At 52.8% G+C, this 17598-nt stretch carries 16 protein-coding genes and 1 other RNA gene; 2 read left to right on the forward strand and 15 right to left on the reverse strand.

All coding sequences use genetic code 11. The annotated features are described in order from the left end of the window. Positions 1 to 135: 135 nt before the first annotated feature. Both EDM21_RS24710 and EDM21_RS07615 read right to left on the reverse strand, forming a co-directional pair. Entirely contained in the window at positions 136 to 999 is an 864-nt protein-coding gene (locus EDM21_RS24710; protein ID WP_201280760.1) for a hypothetical protein, read from the reverse strand. 268 nt (positions 1000 to 1267) lie between these two features. Further along, on the reverse strand, positions 1268 to 2920 hold the full coding sequence (locus EDM21_RS07615) for an alkaline phosphatase (RefSeq protein WP_420850647.1): 1653 nt from the start codon (positions 2918 to 2920) through the stop codon (positions 1268 to 1270). 241 nt (positions 2921 to 3161) lie between these two features. On the opposite strand from EDM21_RS07615, the gene EDM21_RS07620 reads away from it, so the two are divergent. Beyond that, complete coding sequence (locus EDM21_RS07620) at positions 3162 to 4370, forward strand: MFS transporter (protein ID WP_157334364.1); 1209 nt, start codon at positions 3162 to 3164, stop codon at positions 4368 to 4370. 148 nt (positions 4371 to 4518) lie between these two features. Here EDM21_RS07620 and EDM21_RS07625 read toward each other — a convergent pair whose 3' ends face one another. The 10 genes from EDM21_RS07625 to EDM21_RS07670 form a co-directional block, all read right to left on the reverse strand. Beyond that, positions 4519 to 5331 (reverse strand): hypothetical protein, encoded by an 813-nt coding sequence (locus EDM21_RS07625; protein ID WP_157334366.1) that lies wholly within the window; start codon positions 5329 to 5331, stop codon positions 4519 to 4521. Positions 5332 to 5515: 184 nt separating this feature from the next. Next, positions 5516 to 6187 (reverse strand): TerC family protein, encoded by a 672-nt coding sequence (locus EDM21_RS07630; RefSeq protein WP_157334368.1) that lies wholly within the window; start codon positions 6185 to 6187, stop codon positions 5516 to 5518. A gap of 111 nt (positions 6188 to 6298) precedes the next feature. After that, complete coding sequence (thiI, locus tag EDM21_RS07635) at positions 6299 to 7504, reverse strand: tRNA uracil 4-sulfurtransferase ThiI (protein ID WP_157334370.1); 1206 nt, start codon at positions 7502 to 7504, stop codon at positions 6299 to 6301. Continuing rightward, entirely contained in the window at positions 7501 to 8673 is a 1173-nt protein-coding gene (locus EDM21_RS07640; protein ID WP_157334371.1) for a cysteine desulfurase family protein, read from the reverse strand. The genes thiI and EDM21_RS07640 overlap by 4 nt, the downstream gene beginning before the upstream one ends. Positions 8674 to 8908: 235 nt before the next feature. Continuing rightward, entirely contained in the window at positions 8909 to 9685 is a 777-nt protein-coding gene (locus tag EDM21_RS25300; protein WP_157334924.1) for a lytic transglycosylase domain-containing protein, read from the reverse strand. 153 nt (positions 9686 to 9838) lie between these two features. Further along, positions 9839 to 10606: an ABC transporter permease gene (locus EDM21_RS07650; protein ID WP_157334373.1), complete on the reverse strand. Its 768-nt coding sequence runs from the start codon at positions 10604 to 10606 to the stop codon at positions 9839 to 9841. Next, the gene (locus tag EDM21_RS07655; RefSeq protein ID WP_201280764.1) at positions 10603 to 11508 is read right to left on the reverse strand and encodes an ABC transporter ATP-binding protein; all 906 of its coding nucleotides are present in this window, start codon (positions 11506 to 11508) and stop codon (positions 10603 to 10605) included. The genes EDM21_RS07650 and EDM21_RS07655 overlap by 4 nt, the downstream gene beginning before the upstream one ends. Positions 11509 to 11723: 215 nt before the next feature. Further along, positions 11724 to 12158 (reverse strand): hypothetical protein, encoded by a 435-nt coding sequence (locus EDM21_RS07660; RefSeq protein WP_157334376.1) that lies wholly within the window; start codon positions 12156 to 12158, stop codon positions 11724 to 11726. 39 nt (positions 12159 to 12197) lie between these two features. Beyond that, on the reverse strand, positions 12198 to 12410 hold the full coding sequence (locus EDM21_RS07665; protein WP_157334378.1) for a DUF1540 domain-containing protein: 213 nt from the start codon (positions 12408 to 12410) through the stop codon (positions 12198 to 12200). Positions 12411 to 12577: 167 nt separating this feature from the next. Further along, positions 12578 to 13078 carry a YpuI family protein gene (locus tag EDM21_RS07670; RefSeq protein ID WP_068774393.1) on the reverse strand — a complete coding sequence of 167 codons (501 nt, stop codon included), beginning with the start codon at positions 13076 to 13078 and terminating at the stop codon, positions 12578 to 12580. 186 nt (positions 13079 to 13264) lie between these two features. On the opposite strand from EDM21_RS07670, the gene EDM21_RS07675 reads away from it, so the two are divergent. Beyond that, positions 13265 to 15172, forward strand: coding sequence for a S8 family peptidase (locus EDM21_RS07675; protein ID WP_157334380.1), 1908 nt, complete (start codon positions 13265 to 13267; stop codon positions 15170 to 15172). Between the two features lie 79 nt (positions 15173 to 15251). Here EDM21_RS07675 and rnpB read toward each other — a convergent pair. The 3 genes from rnpB to EDM21_RS07690 form a co-directional block, all read right to left on the reverse strand. After that, positions 15252 to 15665: RNase P RNA component class A (rnpB, locus tag EDM21_RS07680), an RNA gene on the reverse strand. Between the two features lie 77 nt (positions 15666 to 15742). Beyond that, entirely contained in the window at positions 15743 to 16858 is a 1116-nt protein-coding gene (locus EDM21_RS07685; RefSeq protein ID WP_157334381.1) for a Nif3-like dinuclear metal center hexameric protein, read from the reverse strand. After that, positions 16834 to 17598 (reverse strand): tRNA (adenine(22)-N(1))-methyltransferase, encoded by a 765-nt coding sequence (locus EDM21_RS07690; protein ID WP_157334383.1) that lies wholly within the window; start codon positions 17596 to 17598, stop codon positions 16834 to 16836. The genes EDM21_RS07685 and EDM21_RS07690 overlap by 25 nt, the downstream gene beginning before the upstream one ends.

Genomic DNA, 17598 nt, shown 5'->3' on the forward strand with positions numbered 1-17598 from the left:
CACATGCCGACGCTACAACGTTCCGATTATACGGGAAATGGCTCCAAAAAGCAAGTCATTTTAACAACTAATGGATGAGTTGATTGTGCACAACCTTATTCTCACTGAGTAGACCCAGATTCCCAGGCATCTCTTTCACCACCTGCGTCTTTGTAAAAAGACCAGCAGGACGCCCGCAACCAGGAGGAGAGCAATAAATAAATATACGCTCACATGAAAGAGCAGATTAAACACGATGATCAGGAGAGATAACGCCGCCAGAATGAGAGCAGCCGTCCTCAGTCCCGTATCGCGGCTTCTTTCAAACCATATAAGTTCATAGAGTGCGGCCGCGATGCCGAGCAAGAAAACAGGCCATAGCAGCGTAAGCAGGCCCCAGCCGAATAGACTAAGGATAAAGAAGAATACGCCGTAGACCACGAGAATTCCTCCGAGTATAAGCGCGCCCGCAGGCAGGGTCCTGTTAAACACGAACAGATGGAGCAGGACGCCCGGAAGAAGGACTAACAGCAGCGGCCACAGAAGCGACCAGAGTGTACCGGGAAGTCCGCTTTGGGCAAACTGGGAAAAGACGAACAGATATATTCCAGCGTTATAGACAAGACTGACCAAGAATAGCAGGAGAGATAGAACACCAAGACCGACGGCTGCGGTCCGCACTGAGTTATGACGGCTTCTCTGGAATCCATGAAGCAGATACAGTCCGGCGGCAAAGCCGAAAATAAAACCCGGCCAAAGAATTCGAAGAGAACCCCAGCCAAACAAGCCGCAAATAAAGAAGATGACGCCATACGTAACGAGCACTCCGCTTAGTACGATCGCTGCATCCGGCAAGGTCCGGTTAGAAACTAGCAGATAAAGCAGAACGCCGGGAACAACGAGAAGCAGCAGCGGCCACAGGAGCGACCCGATCAAAGTAAAAAAGCCAAGCTTGCCCAGCAGCAGTACAAAAGCTGTCGCGATGAGGATAATCCCCATGGATAAAGGTTTGTTCGACATCCGTTGCCCCCCGAATACGGACGATACTTGACGCTTGCCTGCCCTTGGAACTGCCTGAGCGGATTCAGGCCGTTTATTCGGCAAGACACGGCGTGTATCGACACTTTTATTTCCAGTTTATCGCAAACCGCTGCGGCTGGCTAGAGGAGACTGCTCCTATTATAAGCCGGATTACTTCCCCTTCGCTATCCCCCTCCATCAATAAACGGGCAGAAGCTGCTGCCAGCCCTGCCCGTCCGAATTCGCTGCGCCTCTGCAGCCGATAGCATTATTGCAATTTAATACGCTCGGAGAGTGCATCCCACTTAAGACTCTTGCCGGTCAGCTTACTGAAAGCCTCCAGCGGAAGATAGAGCACATCATGGTCTACCTGAGCTTGAAGCCCGCTCTCTCCGCCATTCCATTGAACGCTGCTTGTATCAATGGAGACCGAGATACTTCCGTTTGCCGATGTAAGGAGCACTTTTCTTGCCGCCCCCTCCCAGCTCACTTGTGCCCCGAGGGCTTCCGCCAAAGCTCTGGCCGGAAACAAGGCCGCGCCTTCAGGGCTATTTTTAAATTTAGGATACAGGTACTCCTTTTGCAGTTGTTCCGAAGCCTTGGCCAAATCAAGACCTGCCACGGATGCAACGGCACGGGCAATATCGGTATTGTCGACTTGTCCCTTCACTTTCTCTGCAATCGGCCCATATGCCCATACCCCCACATCTACAGCCGAATGACCGTGCCCGGACCAGCCAATCAGGTATTTGCGGGCCATCACGGCATTAAAAGCGCCTTCCTGCTTATACGAGGAACCGTCGCCGGCTAGAATGAAATCGGCTTCCGCATCGGTCAAATCCTCATAGCCGGTATACTTGGCAACGATGGCTTTGACTTCGCTCCTGCTCTTGGCGTTCTTTAATTCCCCGCCGATCAGCTCCGAAGATTTCTGCTGCGCGTCCCAGTCATCCACATTTATTTCGTAAATGTTGTCACGGGACAAAGATAACCCGCCGGTTTCATGGTCAGCGGTAATCACGACAGAGGTATTGCCGTCTTTTTTGGCAAAATCCATCGCCACCTTCACGGCTGCGTCAAAATCGAGCATTTCTTGAACGAGGGAGCTCAGATCATTGGCGTGCCCCGCATGGTCGATACGGCCGCCTTCAATCATCATCGTGAAACCTTTCGGGTTCTGGGAGAGAATATCAATGGCTTTCTGGCTCATTTCAGCCAGGTTCGGCACCTTCGCATCCCGGTCCAGCACATAATCCACATGGGAATTACCGAACAGCCCCAGTGCTTTGCCTGTCTGGGAACCGAGGGAAGCAAGTCCCTGTTTGTCATACACGACTTTGTAGCCTTTCGCTTCGAAATCCGGGATGATCGTCTTGTCTGTGCGCTTGCCTTTCTCCTCTTTACTGAAAAAGAACTGCTTGCCGCCTCCGAAGAGCACATCCACGTCCCCGTCCGTTAAATATTGGGAGGCAATGGCGTTTTCATTATCCCGGTTGCGCACATGAGCAGCATAAACAGCCGGAGTCGCATGAGTAATCCGTGCGGTCGTGACGAGCCCCGTTGATTTGCCTGCGAGTTCTGACGCTTCAATCACCGATCCGAAAGGTTCCGAAACATCTTCATTCGATACGCTGATTCCGGCATTATAGGTCTTGTGGCCGGTGGCAAAAGCTGTACCCGCAGAAGCCGAGTCCGTGACCTCACCCGAAACTATGGTACCGCCGTCTTCACCGCGGTCCGCGTAAGTGGTAGCTTGTCCCACATAATACGAGTCCAACTCAAGGCTGTTCTTACCCAATTTGTACTTGGAGAATGTACGCGCCGCAGACACCTGTGCCGGTCCCATTCCATCTCCGATCAGCACGATAACATTTTTGGATGCGGCTGCCGGCTGCTCCTGGGCAGTTGTACCCGCTGCCATCGCCCCGCTGACCAGACTAAATGGAAGAAGTGCGATTGCCGTACCGGCAACCAGCGTACGCTGTAATCTTTTGCTCAAAAGAATCCCCTCCGCGTTTAAGTTCCCAACACTTCTCATCTTACCGCCTTACTGTTTTCCAGATTTCAAAGGGCAGACCTGTTTCTGTTAAATTACGGCACAACTATTAAGCGATGGTAAAACGGGGATACTACCGCATGATGACACGATGGGAGATTTGTTCATGCGCACAAAGATAAGGGCAGCGGCCAAAAGGCTGTGGACCCGGGATTTTGCAGTCACGACGCTGTCCAATTTGCTTCTTTTTTACAGCTTCCAGCTCCTCATTCCTACCATCCCTCTCTATGCAGCGCAGCTAGGCGGAGGACAAGCCCAGATCGGCTTATTAATGGGCTTGTTTACACTTGCATCCCTGCTGACAAGGCCTCTCGCCGGGAAGGCACTGGACGTGCTGGGAAGAAAACATGTACTTACAGCCGGTCTCGCCCTGTGCGGAATAGCCGTATTCGGCTACTCTCTTGCCGCTGTGCTGACTCTCTTGCTCGTTCTAAGATTCATTCATGGAATCGGCTGGGGAATATCCACAACCTCTCTGGGCACCGTTATCTCCGATATCGTTCCTTCTGACAGGCGGGGGGAAGGAATGGGCATATACGGTTTGTCCAACACCATGGCGATGGCCCTCGCTCCCTTAACCGGACTATGGATCGCTAGTACCTACGGGTTTCATGCACTTTTCGTATCCTCTACATTGCTCGCTTTCGCGGCTATGCTTATTTCTTTTCTAATTAATCAAAAGCCCCGCCGTGCACAGAAAAAGCCTGTCGCCTTCACATGGCGTTCTATGTCCAGCGGCCTCCTTGAACCCGGAGCTTTGCTGCCTTCCCTGCTGTTATTTTTTACGGCGACATGCTATGGGGGCGTCGTTACGTTCCTCACGTTGTTCGGCGAAGAAGCCGGCATCTCTAACGTCGGCTGGTTTTTTGTGGTGAATGCGGTCATGCTGCTTGTGACCCGTCCATTGACCGGTCTGATCTTTGACCGCAAGGGCCCCTCTTGGGTGCTGATACCCGGCGCTCTGTTCACCGGGGGCGGGTTATGGCTGCTATCCTACGCAGATTCGGCTCTGTCGCTGGCCTCGGCCGCCGCTGTATTCGGCGCAGGGTTCGGATCTGTGCAGCCCGCTCTCTTGGCGTGGACGATCGAGCGGACTCCTCCTTCCCGCAGAGGCGCCGCCAACGGGACGTTCTACTCCGCCAATGATCTGGGAATCGGCACGGGGTCTATGCTTCTGGGGATTCTCGCCACCCGGACCGGCGGTTACGGTGCAGCTTACCGGTGGTCCGTCGTGCTGATTGTCGTGCTGCTTGCCATCTATGCCTGCTACTTGATTAGAGCTAAGCGGAAAGCAGCACGAATAAAGCCCGCTTAACGGACGGAGGGCAGCTGCTCCTTAACCGGCTAACAACAAAAAAGCCGTCCGCATTTTATATCATGCGGACGGCTTTTGCAGCTGCTCGGCGTATAGAAGGAAGTAACGGGCTGCCGGGACACTCAGTAGGTTGTCGCTTTACAGAAGTTTACCCTTTTCCTGTAAGCTCCTTCACCCGTTCGGCTCTTTTTTCCTCCGAAATAATCGGGCAAGTATAGCAGTAGGTTCCGGTTAGCTGGTAGTAGAGACAGCATCTCGGTTTCATACGGACCTGGCTGCCTTCTTCGTATAGATCAGGCAGAAATTTAAAATCAACATACAGCGGATGTTCTCCGTTCCTGCCAGGCCCGCCGAACCACTCCGGATCGGTTGCCTGCAGCACATATTCCCGGTCTTCCAGCAAACGCTGCCTCAGCTCTTCTGTCGGCGCCGCATCCAGCCAGGCTTCATAGCTTCGATTAAGAGTGTTGGCTACAAAAGACCACTGAGTATGCCGGTCGATGCGGCTGAGTTCCCTGATCCGCGTATAAAGTGGAACGATACAATCTGTAAGAAGTTTACGGACGGCTTCCTCTCTCCATACGGAACGGTCGGCAGTATCCTTACCCATGGGCTCGGGCTGCCCCGCAAGTTCAAACAAGAGTGTCACGCCCTCGTAATGAATCCGGATATCTTCCGGCCGGCAAGCCAGCGTATAGTTATAATGAGACATAGCATGCAGGTATGCGGCAGCTAGCAGGCTTAGCGTACTGGATAGAGTAGCACCCACCGCACGAATATGCTTGGTTTCATAATGGGCCGTGTAATGGCTCAGGACTTCCTGCAGCCCTCGATCCAGCAGTCCCGCTTCATCGGTACAATGTTTAAGTCTGTGCTGCTTTCCAAAAACAATCCTGAAAGACTTCTCATAATAATCCGGACTTTCCAGTAAACTGAAGAATGGCGCATTTGCTTCGCTCAACCTGAATCACCGCCTGTAAACATTTGATTTATAAGGGCAATCGACAATTTGTATAGGTAAGAAGCTTAGGGTCGAATTTGTCGCATTGTTCATCAATAATGATAATCATTATCACCAATTCTTGGATAGTTTATCATACAATTGAACAAATAGGAAGACCGGACCTGCCGGGTCCGGTCTTCTTCTAGTAAGCCGTGTTTCTCTTTTGTGTGATAAGCCACTTGCACAATAGACCCGCGATCACAACGAATCCAGCGGCTGCAAGCGGCACCGGCCAGTGAGGCAAGGCGCCGAGTACCCATCCGCTCGTCCGCGAATCGCTCAGGAACATCTCCCCCGCCGTATAACCGAGAATTCCCGCCCCTATATAAATAAGAATCGGAAATTTGGCAAGCAGCTCTACAACTACGGCACTCCCCCAAATAATGATCGGAATACTGAGTCCGATGCCTAGTATGAGGATCGTCAAATTGTTGCCCGCAGCTGCGGCAATCGCCAGAACGTTATCGAGACTCATGACGAAATCCGCGGCTACGATTGTCCAGACCGCCCTGGATAAGCTAGACGCCTGCGGAATCGAAGAATGATTCTCGTTGTCGATAAGCAGCTTGATTGCGATCCACAGCAGCAGCAGGGAACCTGCGGCCTGTATATACGGGACTTGGAGTACGCTGACGGCGACAATCGTAAGAAGAAGCCGCAATGCGATTGCGCCGAAAGCTCCCCACCAGACAGCCTGCCTGCGCTGGGCGCCCGGCAGGTTCTTGCTGGCCATGGCTATCACGACAGCATTGTCTCCGCTTAGCACAATGTTGATCAGCATGATCTGCAGGAACATTCCGATCTGTTCCAACATAATGCCTCTCCCCCTCCGGCCCTATACTATACCGGCTCCTCCAAGCGGCTGCCCCGCCCCGTTTATGCGGACGTATATCACTACGCTGTGAATCCATTCTAGGAGAGGCAATTAGAAGTAGGAATCCCGGGCCGGTTCCTCGTCCGCACGAACCACGATGGTTTCGGCTTGTTCAACCGTCCTGTTTATCCACTCTTCCAACTGCGGAAACTTCCGCTCTATGGCTTCCACAACCCTTAGATTCGGGTTGGTGCTTGGAGAAGGCGGCAGAAATAACGTACAACAATCTTCATAGGGCAGAATCGATATGTTGTAGGTGTCAATTTGCTCTGCCATTCGGATGATATCGTGCTTATCGGTCGTAATTAAAGGTTGGAGGACCGGCAGAGATACCGCTCTGCCGATCGCGTTCAGGCTGGGCAGCGTCTGGCTGGCTACCTGGCCGAGGCTTTCCCCTGTAACAAGAGCAAGGGCCTTCTCACGCTCGGCAATCCTCTCCGCAATCCGGTACATCGCACGGCGCAGCAAAGTGACAAGTAAGTTATCCTTGTACTCCGCGTAGATGGAAGTCTGCACCTCGGTGAACGACACCAGGTGAAGCTTCAGGCTGCCTCCGCTGTAGGCAGACAGTTTGCGGGCAAGATCGATGACTTTCTCTTTGGCCCGCTCGCTCGTATAGGGATAGCTGTGAAAATGAACAGCTTCCAGCTCCAAGCCTCTGCGCATAGCCTGCCAGCCGGCTACCGGACTGTCGATCCCGCCCGAGAGAAGAAGCACTCCTTTTCCGTTCGTACCGAGCGGATAGCCTCCCGCGCCTTCGAACGATTGGACGAAGAGCAGCGCTCTTCCTTCGCGCAGCTCTACGCGCAGCGTCGTCTCCGGTTTGCGGACGTCCACGCTAAGCTGCGGACATGCCCGGAGAACCGCTCCGCCTACCAGCCGGTTCATCTCGAACGTGTCGTGCGGGAAACTTTTGTCCACGCGTCTGACCTCGACCTTGAACGTCTGCGGACGCGTGACGATTTCCCGCATCAATTCAGCGGCAAGTTCTTGTATCGCTGCCGCATCTGAGGGAGCCGTATACACCGGGCTGTAGGAATCAATCCCGAATACTTTGCCGACCGCGCGGCTCACATCTTCGAGGGGCTCATCCGCCAGGTCGATGTAGACACGCCCGTATTCGGTTACAAGCTTCACCTGCGGGAAGGGCATGAGAAGGTCTCTCAGCTGGCGGATGACTTTCTTCTCAAACCGCGAGCGGTTTTTGCCCTTCAACATCATTTCACCGAAGCGTACAAGCAGCAGATCCGGTTTCATCGTTTGCGCCCCCCTTTGTCCGCAAGGGTGACCGGCACGAGCTCGTCAATCACTTGCCGCAGCTCTCCGACAAACCGGTGCGCATCTGATTCGCTGTGCTCCTCGGTCCAGCTTACCCGCAGACCGCTGGAAGCACGCTGCTTGTCGAACCCCATCGCGAGCAGCACCTTGCTCGCTTCGGGAACGCCTGACGAGCAGGCCGACTTCGTAGATATATATATGCCGCGCTGCTCCAAAGCATGTACGACAACTTCGGAATTCATGCCCGGATAGCAAAAATGAAGCAGGTGAGGCGCCATATGCGCGGGCTCGGCTGAGCCTGTCAGCATAAGTTCCGGCATGGAGCGGATTCCATCCGCAACAATATCGCGGAAAGCGCGCTTGCGCTGAATATCCGCCTGCAGATGCTCCGTAGCCAGGCGCAAAGCCTTGGCCATCCCGACGATAAGCGGAACATTCTCCGTACCTGACCTCATTCCATGTTCCTGGCCCCCGCCTGCAAGCAGAGGATACAGTTCGATTCCTTCCCGTTTGTACAAAAAGCCTGCGCCTTTGGGGCCTTTAAACTTGTGCGCCGAAGCACTCATAAGGTCGATCCCCATTTCAGCCGGATGAAGCGGAAGCTTCCCGACCCCTTGGACCGCATCGACATGGAACAGTACAGTCCGCCTGCCGCGCAGCCAGCGGCCGATTTCGGCAATCGGCTGAATTCGTCCCATCTCGTTATTCACATGCATGACACTGACCAGGATCGTTTCATCTGTTACGGCTGCCTGCAGCTGCTCCAGAGTGACTGCACCTGTGTCGTCGACCGGCAGAATCGTTACCGTGAAACCTTCCGCTTCCAGCTGTTCAAAAGCAGCCGTTACCGATGCATGTTCGATAGCGGTTGTTATAAGATGGCTGCCGCGGTTCCGGTACCGGTACGCGGCGCCTTTAATAGCAAGATTGCTGCTCTCGGTTCCGCCCGAAGTGAAAATCAGCTCGGTAGGCTTTACGTGCAGCACACTGCCGATCACTTCCCGGGCGCGGCTAACCAGCTTCTGCGCATCCATACCGAGCCGGTGGATCGAAGAAGGATTTCCGTAATGCTGACGCATAACATCCGCTACGGTTGTAACAACTTCTTCGTAAGGAGGTGTCGTGGCGGCATTATCCAAATAAAGCATATCTATTCTGTCCTTTCGTCTAGCGAAGCGATAAAAAATCAATTGGGGTCCTATTGGCCCTTTCCCCATTAAATCGCAAATCCAATCTTAATACAAGGCCGTTGTCCGTGTGCCCTAAGTAGCGGTCATCTTGCCTGGACTGCCAATCCGTTATGTTTCGCTTCTGCGGCATAACCTTCTGTCATGCAGAAAAGCGGCAGGCCCTCAAAGGGCTGCCGCTTCTCCATCCGAATCGTTACACTTGGGGAAAATCCCGTTCATAACGCTGCATATGATTCATAACCTTTTTCACATACTGCTGTGTCTCTGTAGGCAGCAGGTGCATTTTCTCTAGCAGATCATTGTCATTCTTGATCCCCAGCCTGCTAACCCGGTTCGGACCGGCATTATACGCAGCCAGGGCTGTACCCACATTGCCGTCGAACCGTTTAAGCTGATAAGAAAGGTACTGCGCCCCGCCTTCAATACTTTGCTGCGGATCGAAGGGGTTCGTTACGCCCAAGCCTTTGGCCGTACCGTCCATCAGCTGCATCAGCCCTTTGGCTCCCGCTTTCGAAACGACGGTTGTATTGAAGGAGGACTCCTGGCGGATCACGGCCTTAATCAGGGCAGGATCAACGCCGGTCCGGGAGCTTGCCTGGGCGATATAGGCATCGTAAGCCCCTTCACCCTTGGATACAGGCGCAGCAGCGGGAGAAGATGCCGATCCGTAAGATCTCAGCGCCTGGTTAAGAACCGCCGGACTCATCGGCGCGGTCCCTGCCGCAAGATCTTCGCCGCTTAAGCCGCTCCAGCCTGTCTGCAGAGCCTGAAGCGGCAAAGATCCTGCCGCTTCTGTTCCCGAAGTCAGACCCGCTTGTTCCAGCAGCAGCGCATTCAGCATGGAACCGAATTCGCCATCCGCCGCTCCTGTGCCTGCTGATCCTCCATTCGCTCCGCTGACAAGCGCTGATTTATTCAGCATCTCGAGTTTTAAAATTTCTTTCATTAATCTAGGATCTATGCCGTTCATCATTGTCATCCCCAATTAGTTATCCCATTTCAAGTGTATAAGGAGTATATCGGCAGCTGCAGCCTGATTTTGAACCTTTGAGACGATGTTTCCCTATCTTTTTTTAGCGGATCGGAACTCATCGGCCGCCGGCGCTCTTTTTAAGCAATCTTTTTAAGCTATGTCCCGTTTACGGAAAATATAGATCGTTATGCCCATCAGAATAATCCAATACGCCAGGTAGATCGTGAAGGAGAATCCGAACGTCATGCCGGGGAATGGAGGCGAGAGCCCCTCCGAAACATGCGGATTGGGGTCATACATAGTCCAATTCGTATTGTTAAAAATCAAATACTTGGCCCAATCGTATTGGAGGACGGCAAAAACAGATCCGGCCATATTCATCACCACGGCGATCGTAATCGCCAGCGCGCTGCTGCGGAATACCGTTCCGATAACGAAAGCAAGTGTGTACATGAAAATCAAATCCGGCAGGGCATATAAAACTGATTTGAGATGAACAATGAACTCCTGCTCCGCCAGCGGTTCTGTCCCGAACAACACGGCTCCGACGGCAATCGAACTGATGAAGAGCAGCACGTACGCCAGGAGCGCTGTCAGCAGGCAGGAAATATATTTGGCCATCAGGATGGATGTCCGGCTCGCGGGCCGGATAAGCAGTTGTTTAATGGTGCCGTCTTTGTACTCTTCCGTCACGGTCTGCGCACCCAGCACAAGGGCAAACAGTGTAATGAACAGGGAGCAGACCATGATGACGGTACTGCTAAAACTGACATAGTTCCCTATATAACTCTGAATCCATATTTTAATGGGAATTCCCAAGAACAAGCTAATCAGCACGATAAACACATAAAAGATCCAGGTTGATCTTTTACTGGCCAGCTTCATGATTTCATTTTGTATCAGTGAAAAGAACTTCATAGAGCCTCGTCTCCTTTCGTCAGCTGCAGGAAGGTATCTTCAAGAGTCGGTTTACGTATCGCAACCTGATACACTTCAATTCCATCCCGCACGAGGTTAGCGACAAGCTCCGGAATGGCCGATTTCGCTATATTGGCGGTATAGATTCCGCTTTCCCGCTTCACAAGCCCGTAACCTTGGCCAGAAGCATCCCGGGCTCTTTCCATTCCTTTCAGCTCGAGTTCCACCAGAACCAGCTCATCTTCTCCGGCAGTCCCCCTTACGGTCCGTTCTCCTACAAGCCGGCCGCTTTGAATAATAAGAGCCCGGTCACAGATCAATTCCACTTCAGCCAGCAGATGCGATGAGATGAGAATCGCGATTTTTTCCTGCCTGGCCAGTTCCCGAAGATAGTCACGCAATTCACGAATACCCGCCGGGTCCAGTCCGTTAGTCGGCTCGTCCAGTATGAGGACCGTCGGTTTATGAAGCAGAGCCTGTGCGATCCCGAGGCGCTGCCGCATTCCGAGCGAGTAGGTTTTGACTTTGTCATGAATGGCGTCACTGAGTCCGACCAGGTCCACGATTTCATTGATTCGCTGGTCAGAAACAGGCTCTGCAGCCATACGCGCAAAATGGATCATGTTTTTCTTCCCTGTCATATACGGGTACAGTTCCGGATTCTCTACGATTGCGCCCACTCTGGCCAGTGCCTGCGACCGGTGAGTGCGGATTGAATGCCCCGCAATCCGGATCTCACCTGCGGTCATGGCCATCAGTCCGACCATCATCCGTATAGTCGTCGTTTTACCTGAACCGTTCGGTCCTAGAAAACCGCATATTTCCCCCTGCCGAACGGTAAAAGACAGGTTGTCGATAATGGTGCGTCCGCCGATTTTTTTCGTTACGCTGACAAGCTCCATAGCCTGTTTTTGTTCTGTTTCCAAAAAAGGTTCCTCCATTTCTTCCTGTCAGGTGCTACATGTATCAGCAAATTATACCTTTTTCACGGGTCTTAGTCTAATTGTTGCCAGTGAAGTGCACAGAAAAGTACAAGCGTACGACAGCTCGCCGTACCTTTAAGGACCCCAAACAAAGTAAAAAAGCAGATCCCTCAGGACCTGCTCCATTTGACTATTTAAAATAAAAAAGGAACAAATGCCAGCTTGGACACAAAACTGATGAGTCCAAGAGCAATCGCCCAGCCGCCGAGCGCTTTGCGGCCATCGGAGAATGCCATAAAGCCAAGGAGCATTCCCAGCGATCCCAGAAACAGCGGAAGAAGAAAAAAGGACAGAATAGACGAACCCATGGCCATCATACCGAGCGTTCTGGCGTTCATCCAATTGTCCGGTATGCCGCGTTCCGCCTTATCCGCATTACTCAGACTTGGATCTGCCGGTGAAAGCTCGGCTGCATATTCCTCGTTCGCACCCAGATCAATCGTATCCACCGGTTCCCCTTCGATTCCCGGGGCGGCCTCAGGTTTGGCTTCCCGATGAGCCCCGCCCGCACCATGTCCGTCATTGGCATCCTTATGCTTATGCTTATGTGCGTGCTTTTTGTGACTCACACCTAACACCTCCGGCCTTTTTAAGGAATCGGTGACGGTTTACTTCTTCTTTTCCTTAAACGTGTGACAGCAGGTGTTCGCTGCATTGATGGCTTGGTCTTTGTGATTCACATCGAATGTTTCGCCGGCAAATTCAGAGGAAAGATCCGCATTGGCATGCTTGTCGGTCTCGATCATGATGACATCCGCACGGCAGTTGTTCCCTTGACCCCAATACGCGCAGTTGGATACGGCACATTTTACTTCTGGCATGTTAATCACCTCCTGAAGAGTAGAATTCCCCAAGCGGTCCCCTCTATCCCCTTTCGCCGCTGACACAACCTGACAGTCTCCCTCCATACGTTGCATAGGTCAATGCCGCAATCATCCGCACACAAAAAAAGCCCTCCGGTAACCGGAAGGCTTGTTCATTTTCTATTTTAAACCCTTTCGCCCTGCATGCGGCGCTGAGTAATATAGTCATTCTCATAGTAGGCCAGTTCTTCGCGTAGCTCTTCAAAGATTTTGGACAATTCAATGGTCAGATCACGCAGTTCGCGTGTAGGTTTCTTACGGAAACGAATGGCGTCTTGTCCGGTATAAGCGTAACGGCCGTCTTCCGAGTAGCATTCATTTTTGGGATAAAAGAAAGGACTAATGCAGTTGTGATACACCTCATAAAGCACTTTCTGAGTAAATTCAACATTAAACGTGGGTCTCCGCAGACTTACACCAAGCTTCTCATAAGCGACTTCACAAAATACAAGCAGATGACGCGTGTCCTGCAAATAGGCGCGGTAGAAATCTTCCATCTCGGAGTTTTCCTCCGCATTAAGCTGAGGGAGGGAATAGGTATTCAGAAACGGCTCCATAAGATCGATTGCATCTTTCAATTTCTTTCGCGTTCTCTCACATGTCTTCTTCACATTATCCATTGCCATTGCGGTTATGACCTCCTCTAGTTAACAGAGCGGGAACCTCGCGCCCAGCTCAGTCCACCCATATAGTATCACACTTTCCCTGGAAAAGGTACCCGATTCCGCCAGCTTAATTCGTGCGGTGCATAAAATTTGAACCGGTATCCCACCCTACTTTTATCGACTCATCAAAGGAAAGGGGGCAGTCCTATGCGGCGTCAAAAAGTCGCTCTTCATCATATAGCAATGACCGGCCTTATCCTGCTCAGTGCCTGCAGCAGCGGCCGCGAGGCAAGGCGTATGGAGCCTGAAGCGGAACTGAGGAGCAAGCAAGCTTTAGTCGCTCAGGATATGGCCACAACCGGGGATCTCTGCCGCAACCAGTGCCTGATTCATGTAAACCGCCTGCACGCCTCTTTGCAAGATCAGGATGCCGGCCGAATAAAGGACAAACTGCGCCAAATGCAGCAGACTCATGAACATATGATTCGGCTCATCTGGACCCCTGCAGCCTCTTCCGGCCGTTCTGAAATCATTACGGGTAAGCTCACCAAAGAGATTGAGCAGGCTGCCGCTCCTTATCTGGAAGAAGCCCGGAAATCCGCGGCCTCATCCAAAACGTATTTTTCTCCTAATTTTGTGATCAACGAAACCCCCTATTTTGTCACGAGCGTGCCCTCTTCCGATAAAAAAAGCGCGGTAACGGCCATCGTCAAACAAACGATTGTCCAGCAGGTTTCTAACCACCAGTTAAAAAATCTGCGCCTGAAACCTTTTAACAACGAGCAGAAAACAGGATGGAAAATAAAGACGGTCGACAGCGAAACTTTACAGCCCAGACGTGTAACTCATCCGGAAGAACATGAAGGAACCAGCCACTATGAACGCCATGATGTCGTGGTGCAGTTCCACAGGGCACTAAATGACAGCGATCTGTCGAGAATCAGACTTGATACCGGAGCGACGAAGATCAAGCAAATCGGAGATACTTATATTATTACGGCACGCAGCCTAGAGGCGCGGCAGCTGATGGATTATTTCCGTAAAAGGACAGACGTCCGTTTTGTGGAGCCGCATTACATTTACGAATCCAATGATCTCTCCAGGGGCACAAAACCGCTCGGGTGGTTTTTCGACTGGTGGCCGGGAAATAAATCGGACCGCAGCCAAAAACGTCATGAAGCCGCCCCAGAGCCGGACGTGATTCCCAACGATGCTCTTTTCTCCAAATATCAATGGAATTTGCCTATAACCGATACGCTCAGGGGCTGGAATGTGAATAAAGGAAATCAGGATATCACCGTCGCGGTGATCGACACGGGTGTGGATCTGGATCATGAAGATTTAAAGGGGCAGCTCGTAGAAGGTTTCAACGCCATCGATTCAGCAGGCAAACCCGCAGACGATGTCGGACACGGGACCCATGTCGCCGGCATAATCGGCGCTCAGGTAAATAACGGCCTGGGTGTAGCCGGTATGACCTGGTACAACAAGATTATGCCGGTCAAAGTGCTGGACAATAGCGGAGTCGGCAGCACTTATGCGGTTGCGCAGGGAATCATCTGGGCTACCGATCACGGAGCCAAAGTTATAAACATGAGCCTTGGAAATTACGCCAGCTCCGACTTTCTCCATGAGGCTATTAAATATGCCTATAACAAGGATGTGGTCCTTATCGCGGCCAGCGGCAACGATAATACGGAGCGTCCGGGCTACCCTGCCGCTTATCCGGAAGTTTTTGCCGTAGGAGCAACCGATTCCGGGAACAAGCGGGCTCCATTCTCCAATTACGGGGACTATATCGATGCTGCAGCGCCTGGTGTCAGTATCGCAAGCACGTATCCCAGCAACCAGTATGCGGCCTTATCGGGCACTTCTATGGCATGCCCGCATGTAACTGCTCTGGCCGCGCTTCTCCGTTCTGCCAACCCTTCACTCAAAAATACCGAGATCATGGATATTATGCGCCAAACCGCTCAGGATCTGGGCAGTGAGGGCCGTGATAACGATTTTGGCTATGGATTAATTGATGTCGAGAGAGCCATCCAATCCGCTACCGGCAAAGGGCCCGTGCAGGCAGGATCGCCGTCCGCTGTACCGGTGCCTGCCGTCCGCTAACTGGCAGGGCAGAGCTGCAACAAACATAAAAAACCGCTTGTTATCCGAAGATAACAAGCGGTTTTCCGTTGTCGTATGGATGGAAAGCTTGCCGTAAGCCGGGTTCTGTCCTTCCGGTGGTGCAGCGGGCTACGACACCCTCCCACCATTGAAGTGACAATCATCTATCTAGGCCATACATTGCTATACAGCTCAAGCGACCAACCCAGACGCGCCTCGGGCTAAGGCTGTCTACAGGCAGAGCCTGCAAACCGCGTCCCATTAGGTCTTGCTCCAAGTGGGGTTTACCAGGGGTAAAGTCACCAGTACCCCTCGTGGTCTCTTACACCACGGTTCCACCCTTGCCTGTGCGCCATAAGCGCCATCGGCGGTCCATTTCTGTGGCACTATCCTTCAGCTCGCGCTGACTGGACGTTATCCAGCACCCTGCCCTATGGAGCCCGGACTTTCCTCTCGCAGTGCGAACACTGCCAGCGATTGTCTGTCAAACTTTCCGAATTCATTTGCTAGTATACAGCGAATCCGTCTTAAATTCAACCGTGAATGCTTGGGAGTTCATCCAATTCAGCTTCAAACGAATTGGAAAGGCTCCGTGCTCGGCTCCGATGCGGCGGCTGAGGTCGCATATTTCTTCTCCGCAAGCGCGCGGTTCATATATTCCGCAACGGCGCGCTTCATGATCTTCTCGACGTTGTGCCCCACGTCGATGAGGCACATGCCGGCCGCCAGGGCGTCGTGCGCGGTGTGATAATCGATGTCCCCGGTCACCAGGACATCGGCCCCCGCAAACATCGCATGCCGCACGTAGCGGCCGCCGGAACCGCCCAGCACCGCCGCTTTGCGGACGGTGCGGCCGAGATCGCCGACTACGCGTACGGTCGGCACGTCATAAGCCTGCTTGGCCGCTTCAGCCAGCTCGCCAAGCGTAACCGGCTGCGGCAGCTTGCCGGCGCGGCCGAGGCCGAAGGTGCGGCCTTTGAGGTCCATCGCGTACAGGTCATACGCGACTTCCTCATACGGATGCGCCTTCAGCATCGCCTGAATGACGGCCCGCTGGACACTTGCGGGCACGATGGTCTCGACCCGCACCTCGTCCGCGCGCTCCAGCTTGCCCTGCTTGCCCAGGAAGGGACTCGTTCCCTCCCGCGGCAGGAATGTGCCCGTGCCCGGTATATTAAAGCTGCAGTGGCTGTAATCGCCGATCCAGCCCGCTCCCGCATTGAACAGCGCTTCCAGCACCTGCTCGTGATGGGTCTGCGGCACGAACACGACAAGCTTGCTCAGCTTGTCTGTATGTACTTCATCAAGCGGAGTCAGGTCCGTCAAGCCGAGCGCTTCCGCCATCAGATCATTGATGCCGCCCTCGGCCACATCCAGATTCGTATGCGCGATATAAACCGCGATATCATGCTTAATAAGCTTCTCATATAAACGGCCGGCCGGTGTGTCTGTCTGTAAATTTTTAAGCGGTCTGAAAATAATCGCATGATGAGCGATGATCAAATCGGCCTCCGTACGGATTGCTTCTTCCACCACTTCATCCGTCACATCCAGCGCGACCAGAATCTTCTTGATTTCTTTCTGCAGCGAACCCAGCTGCAGGCCGATTCTATCATCGGGTACCGCGTAATGCTTCGGCGCCAACTTCTCAAAGAGCTGAATTACGGTCTGTCCTTTCGCAAACATGTCAAAACCTCCCTGATCCGGTTTTTCTCCACCTCAAGCTCCGCACGTTTGTCATCTGCGGATTCAGAAGTCGATCGCTCCAGCTGCTTGCGGATCATATCCAGTTTATCCAGTTCGTACTCCCATTTCCTAAACCAGGCATCCTTCGGTTCCCGGATCAAATAAGGACCCATTCTAAGAAGAGTTTCTTCCGTCAATCGAAGTGTCGTCTCTTCCACCGTTCGTTCCGCATAAAGAGGAACGTCCGAACGGTGCTCCGCTTCCATCCGGACCGCAGTCAGCACTTCATAGATTTTACCGTCTTCTTCCAGAATGGTCTCTGCCGCAAGATGCCATCCATGCTGACGCAGCCAGCGTCTGACCAGATCTTCCCCTACATTAGGCTGGAGAATCAGCGTCTGCACGCTCTGAAGCTTCTCCTGACCGGCATCCAGAATGGAGGCAATCAAAGCTCCCCCCATTCCCGCGATACTGACCGCATCTATTTCACCCGGCTGTAGAACGGCAAGCCCGTTGCCCAGCCGAACTTCGATACGGCCGGTCAATCCCGCATCCCGTACTTGGCGTTCTGCGGCTTCTTTAGGCCCTTTATTCACCTCGCCTGCGACGGCAAAAGGGACCCTGCCCTGCTGAACCAGATAGGTTGGAAGCAGCGCATGATCCGAACCGATGTCGGCGAGTCTGGCCCCTTCGGGCACTATATTTGCTATTGTAAGTAACCGCTTGGATAATTTCACCAT

This window comes from Paenibacillus lutrae, from assembly GCF_009757775.1.
Taxonomy (GTDB): Bacteria; Bacillota; Bacilli; order Paenibacillales; family NBRC-103111; genus Paenibacillus_F; species Paenibacillus_F lutrae.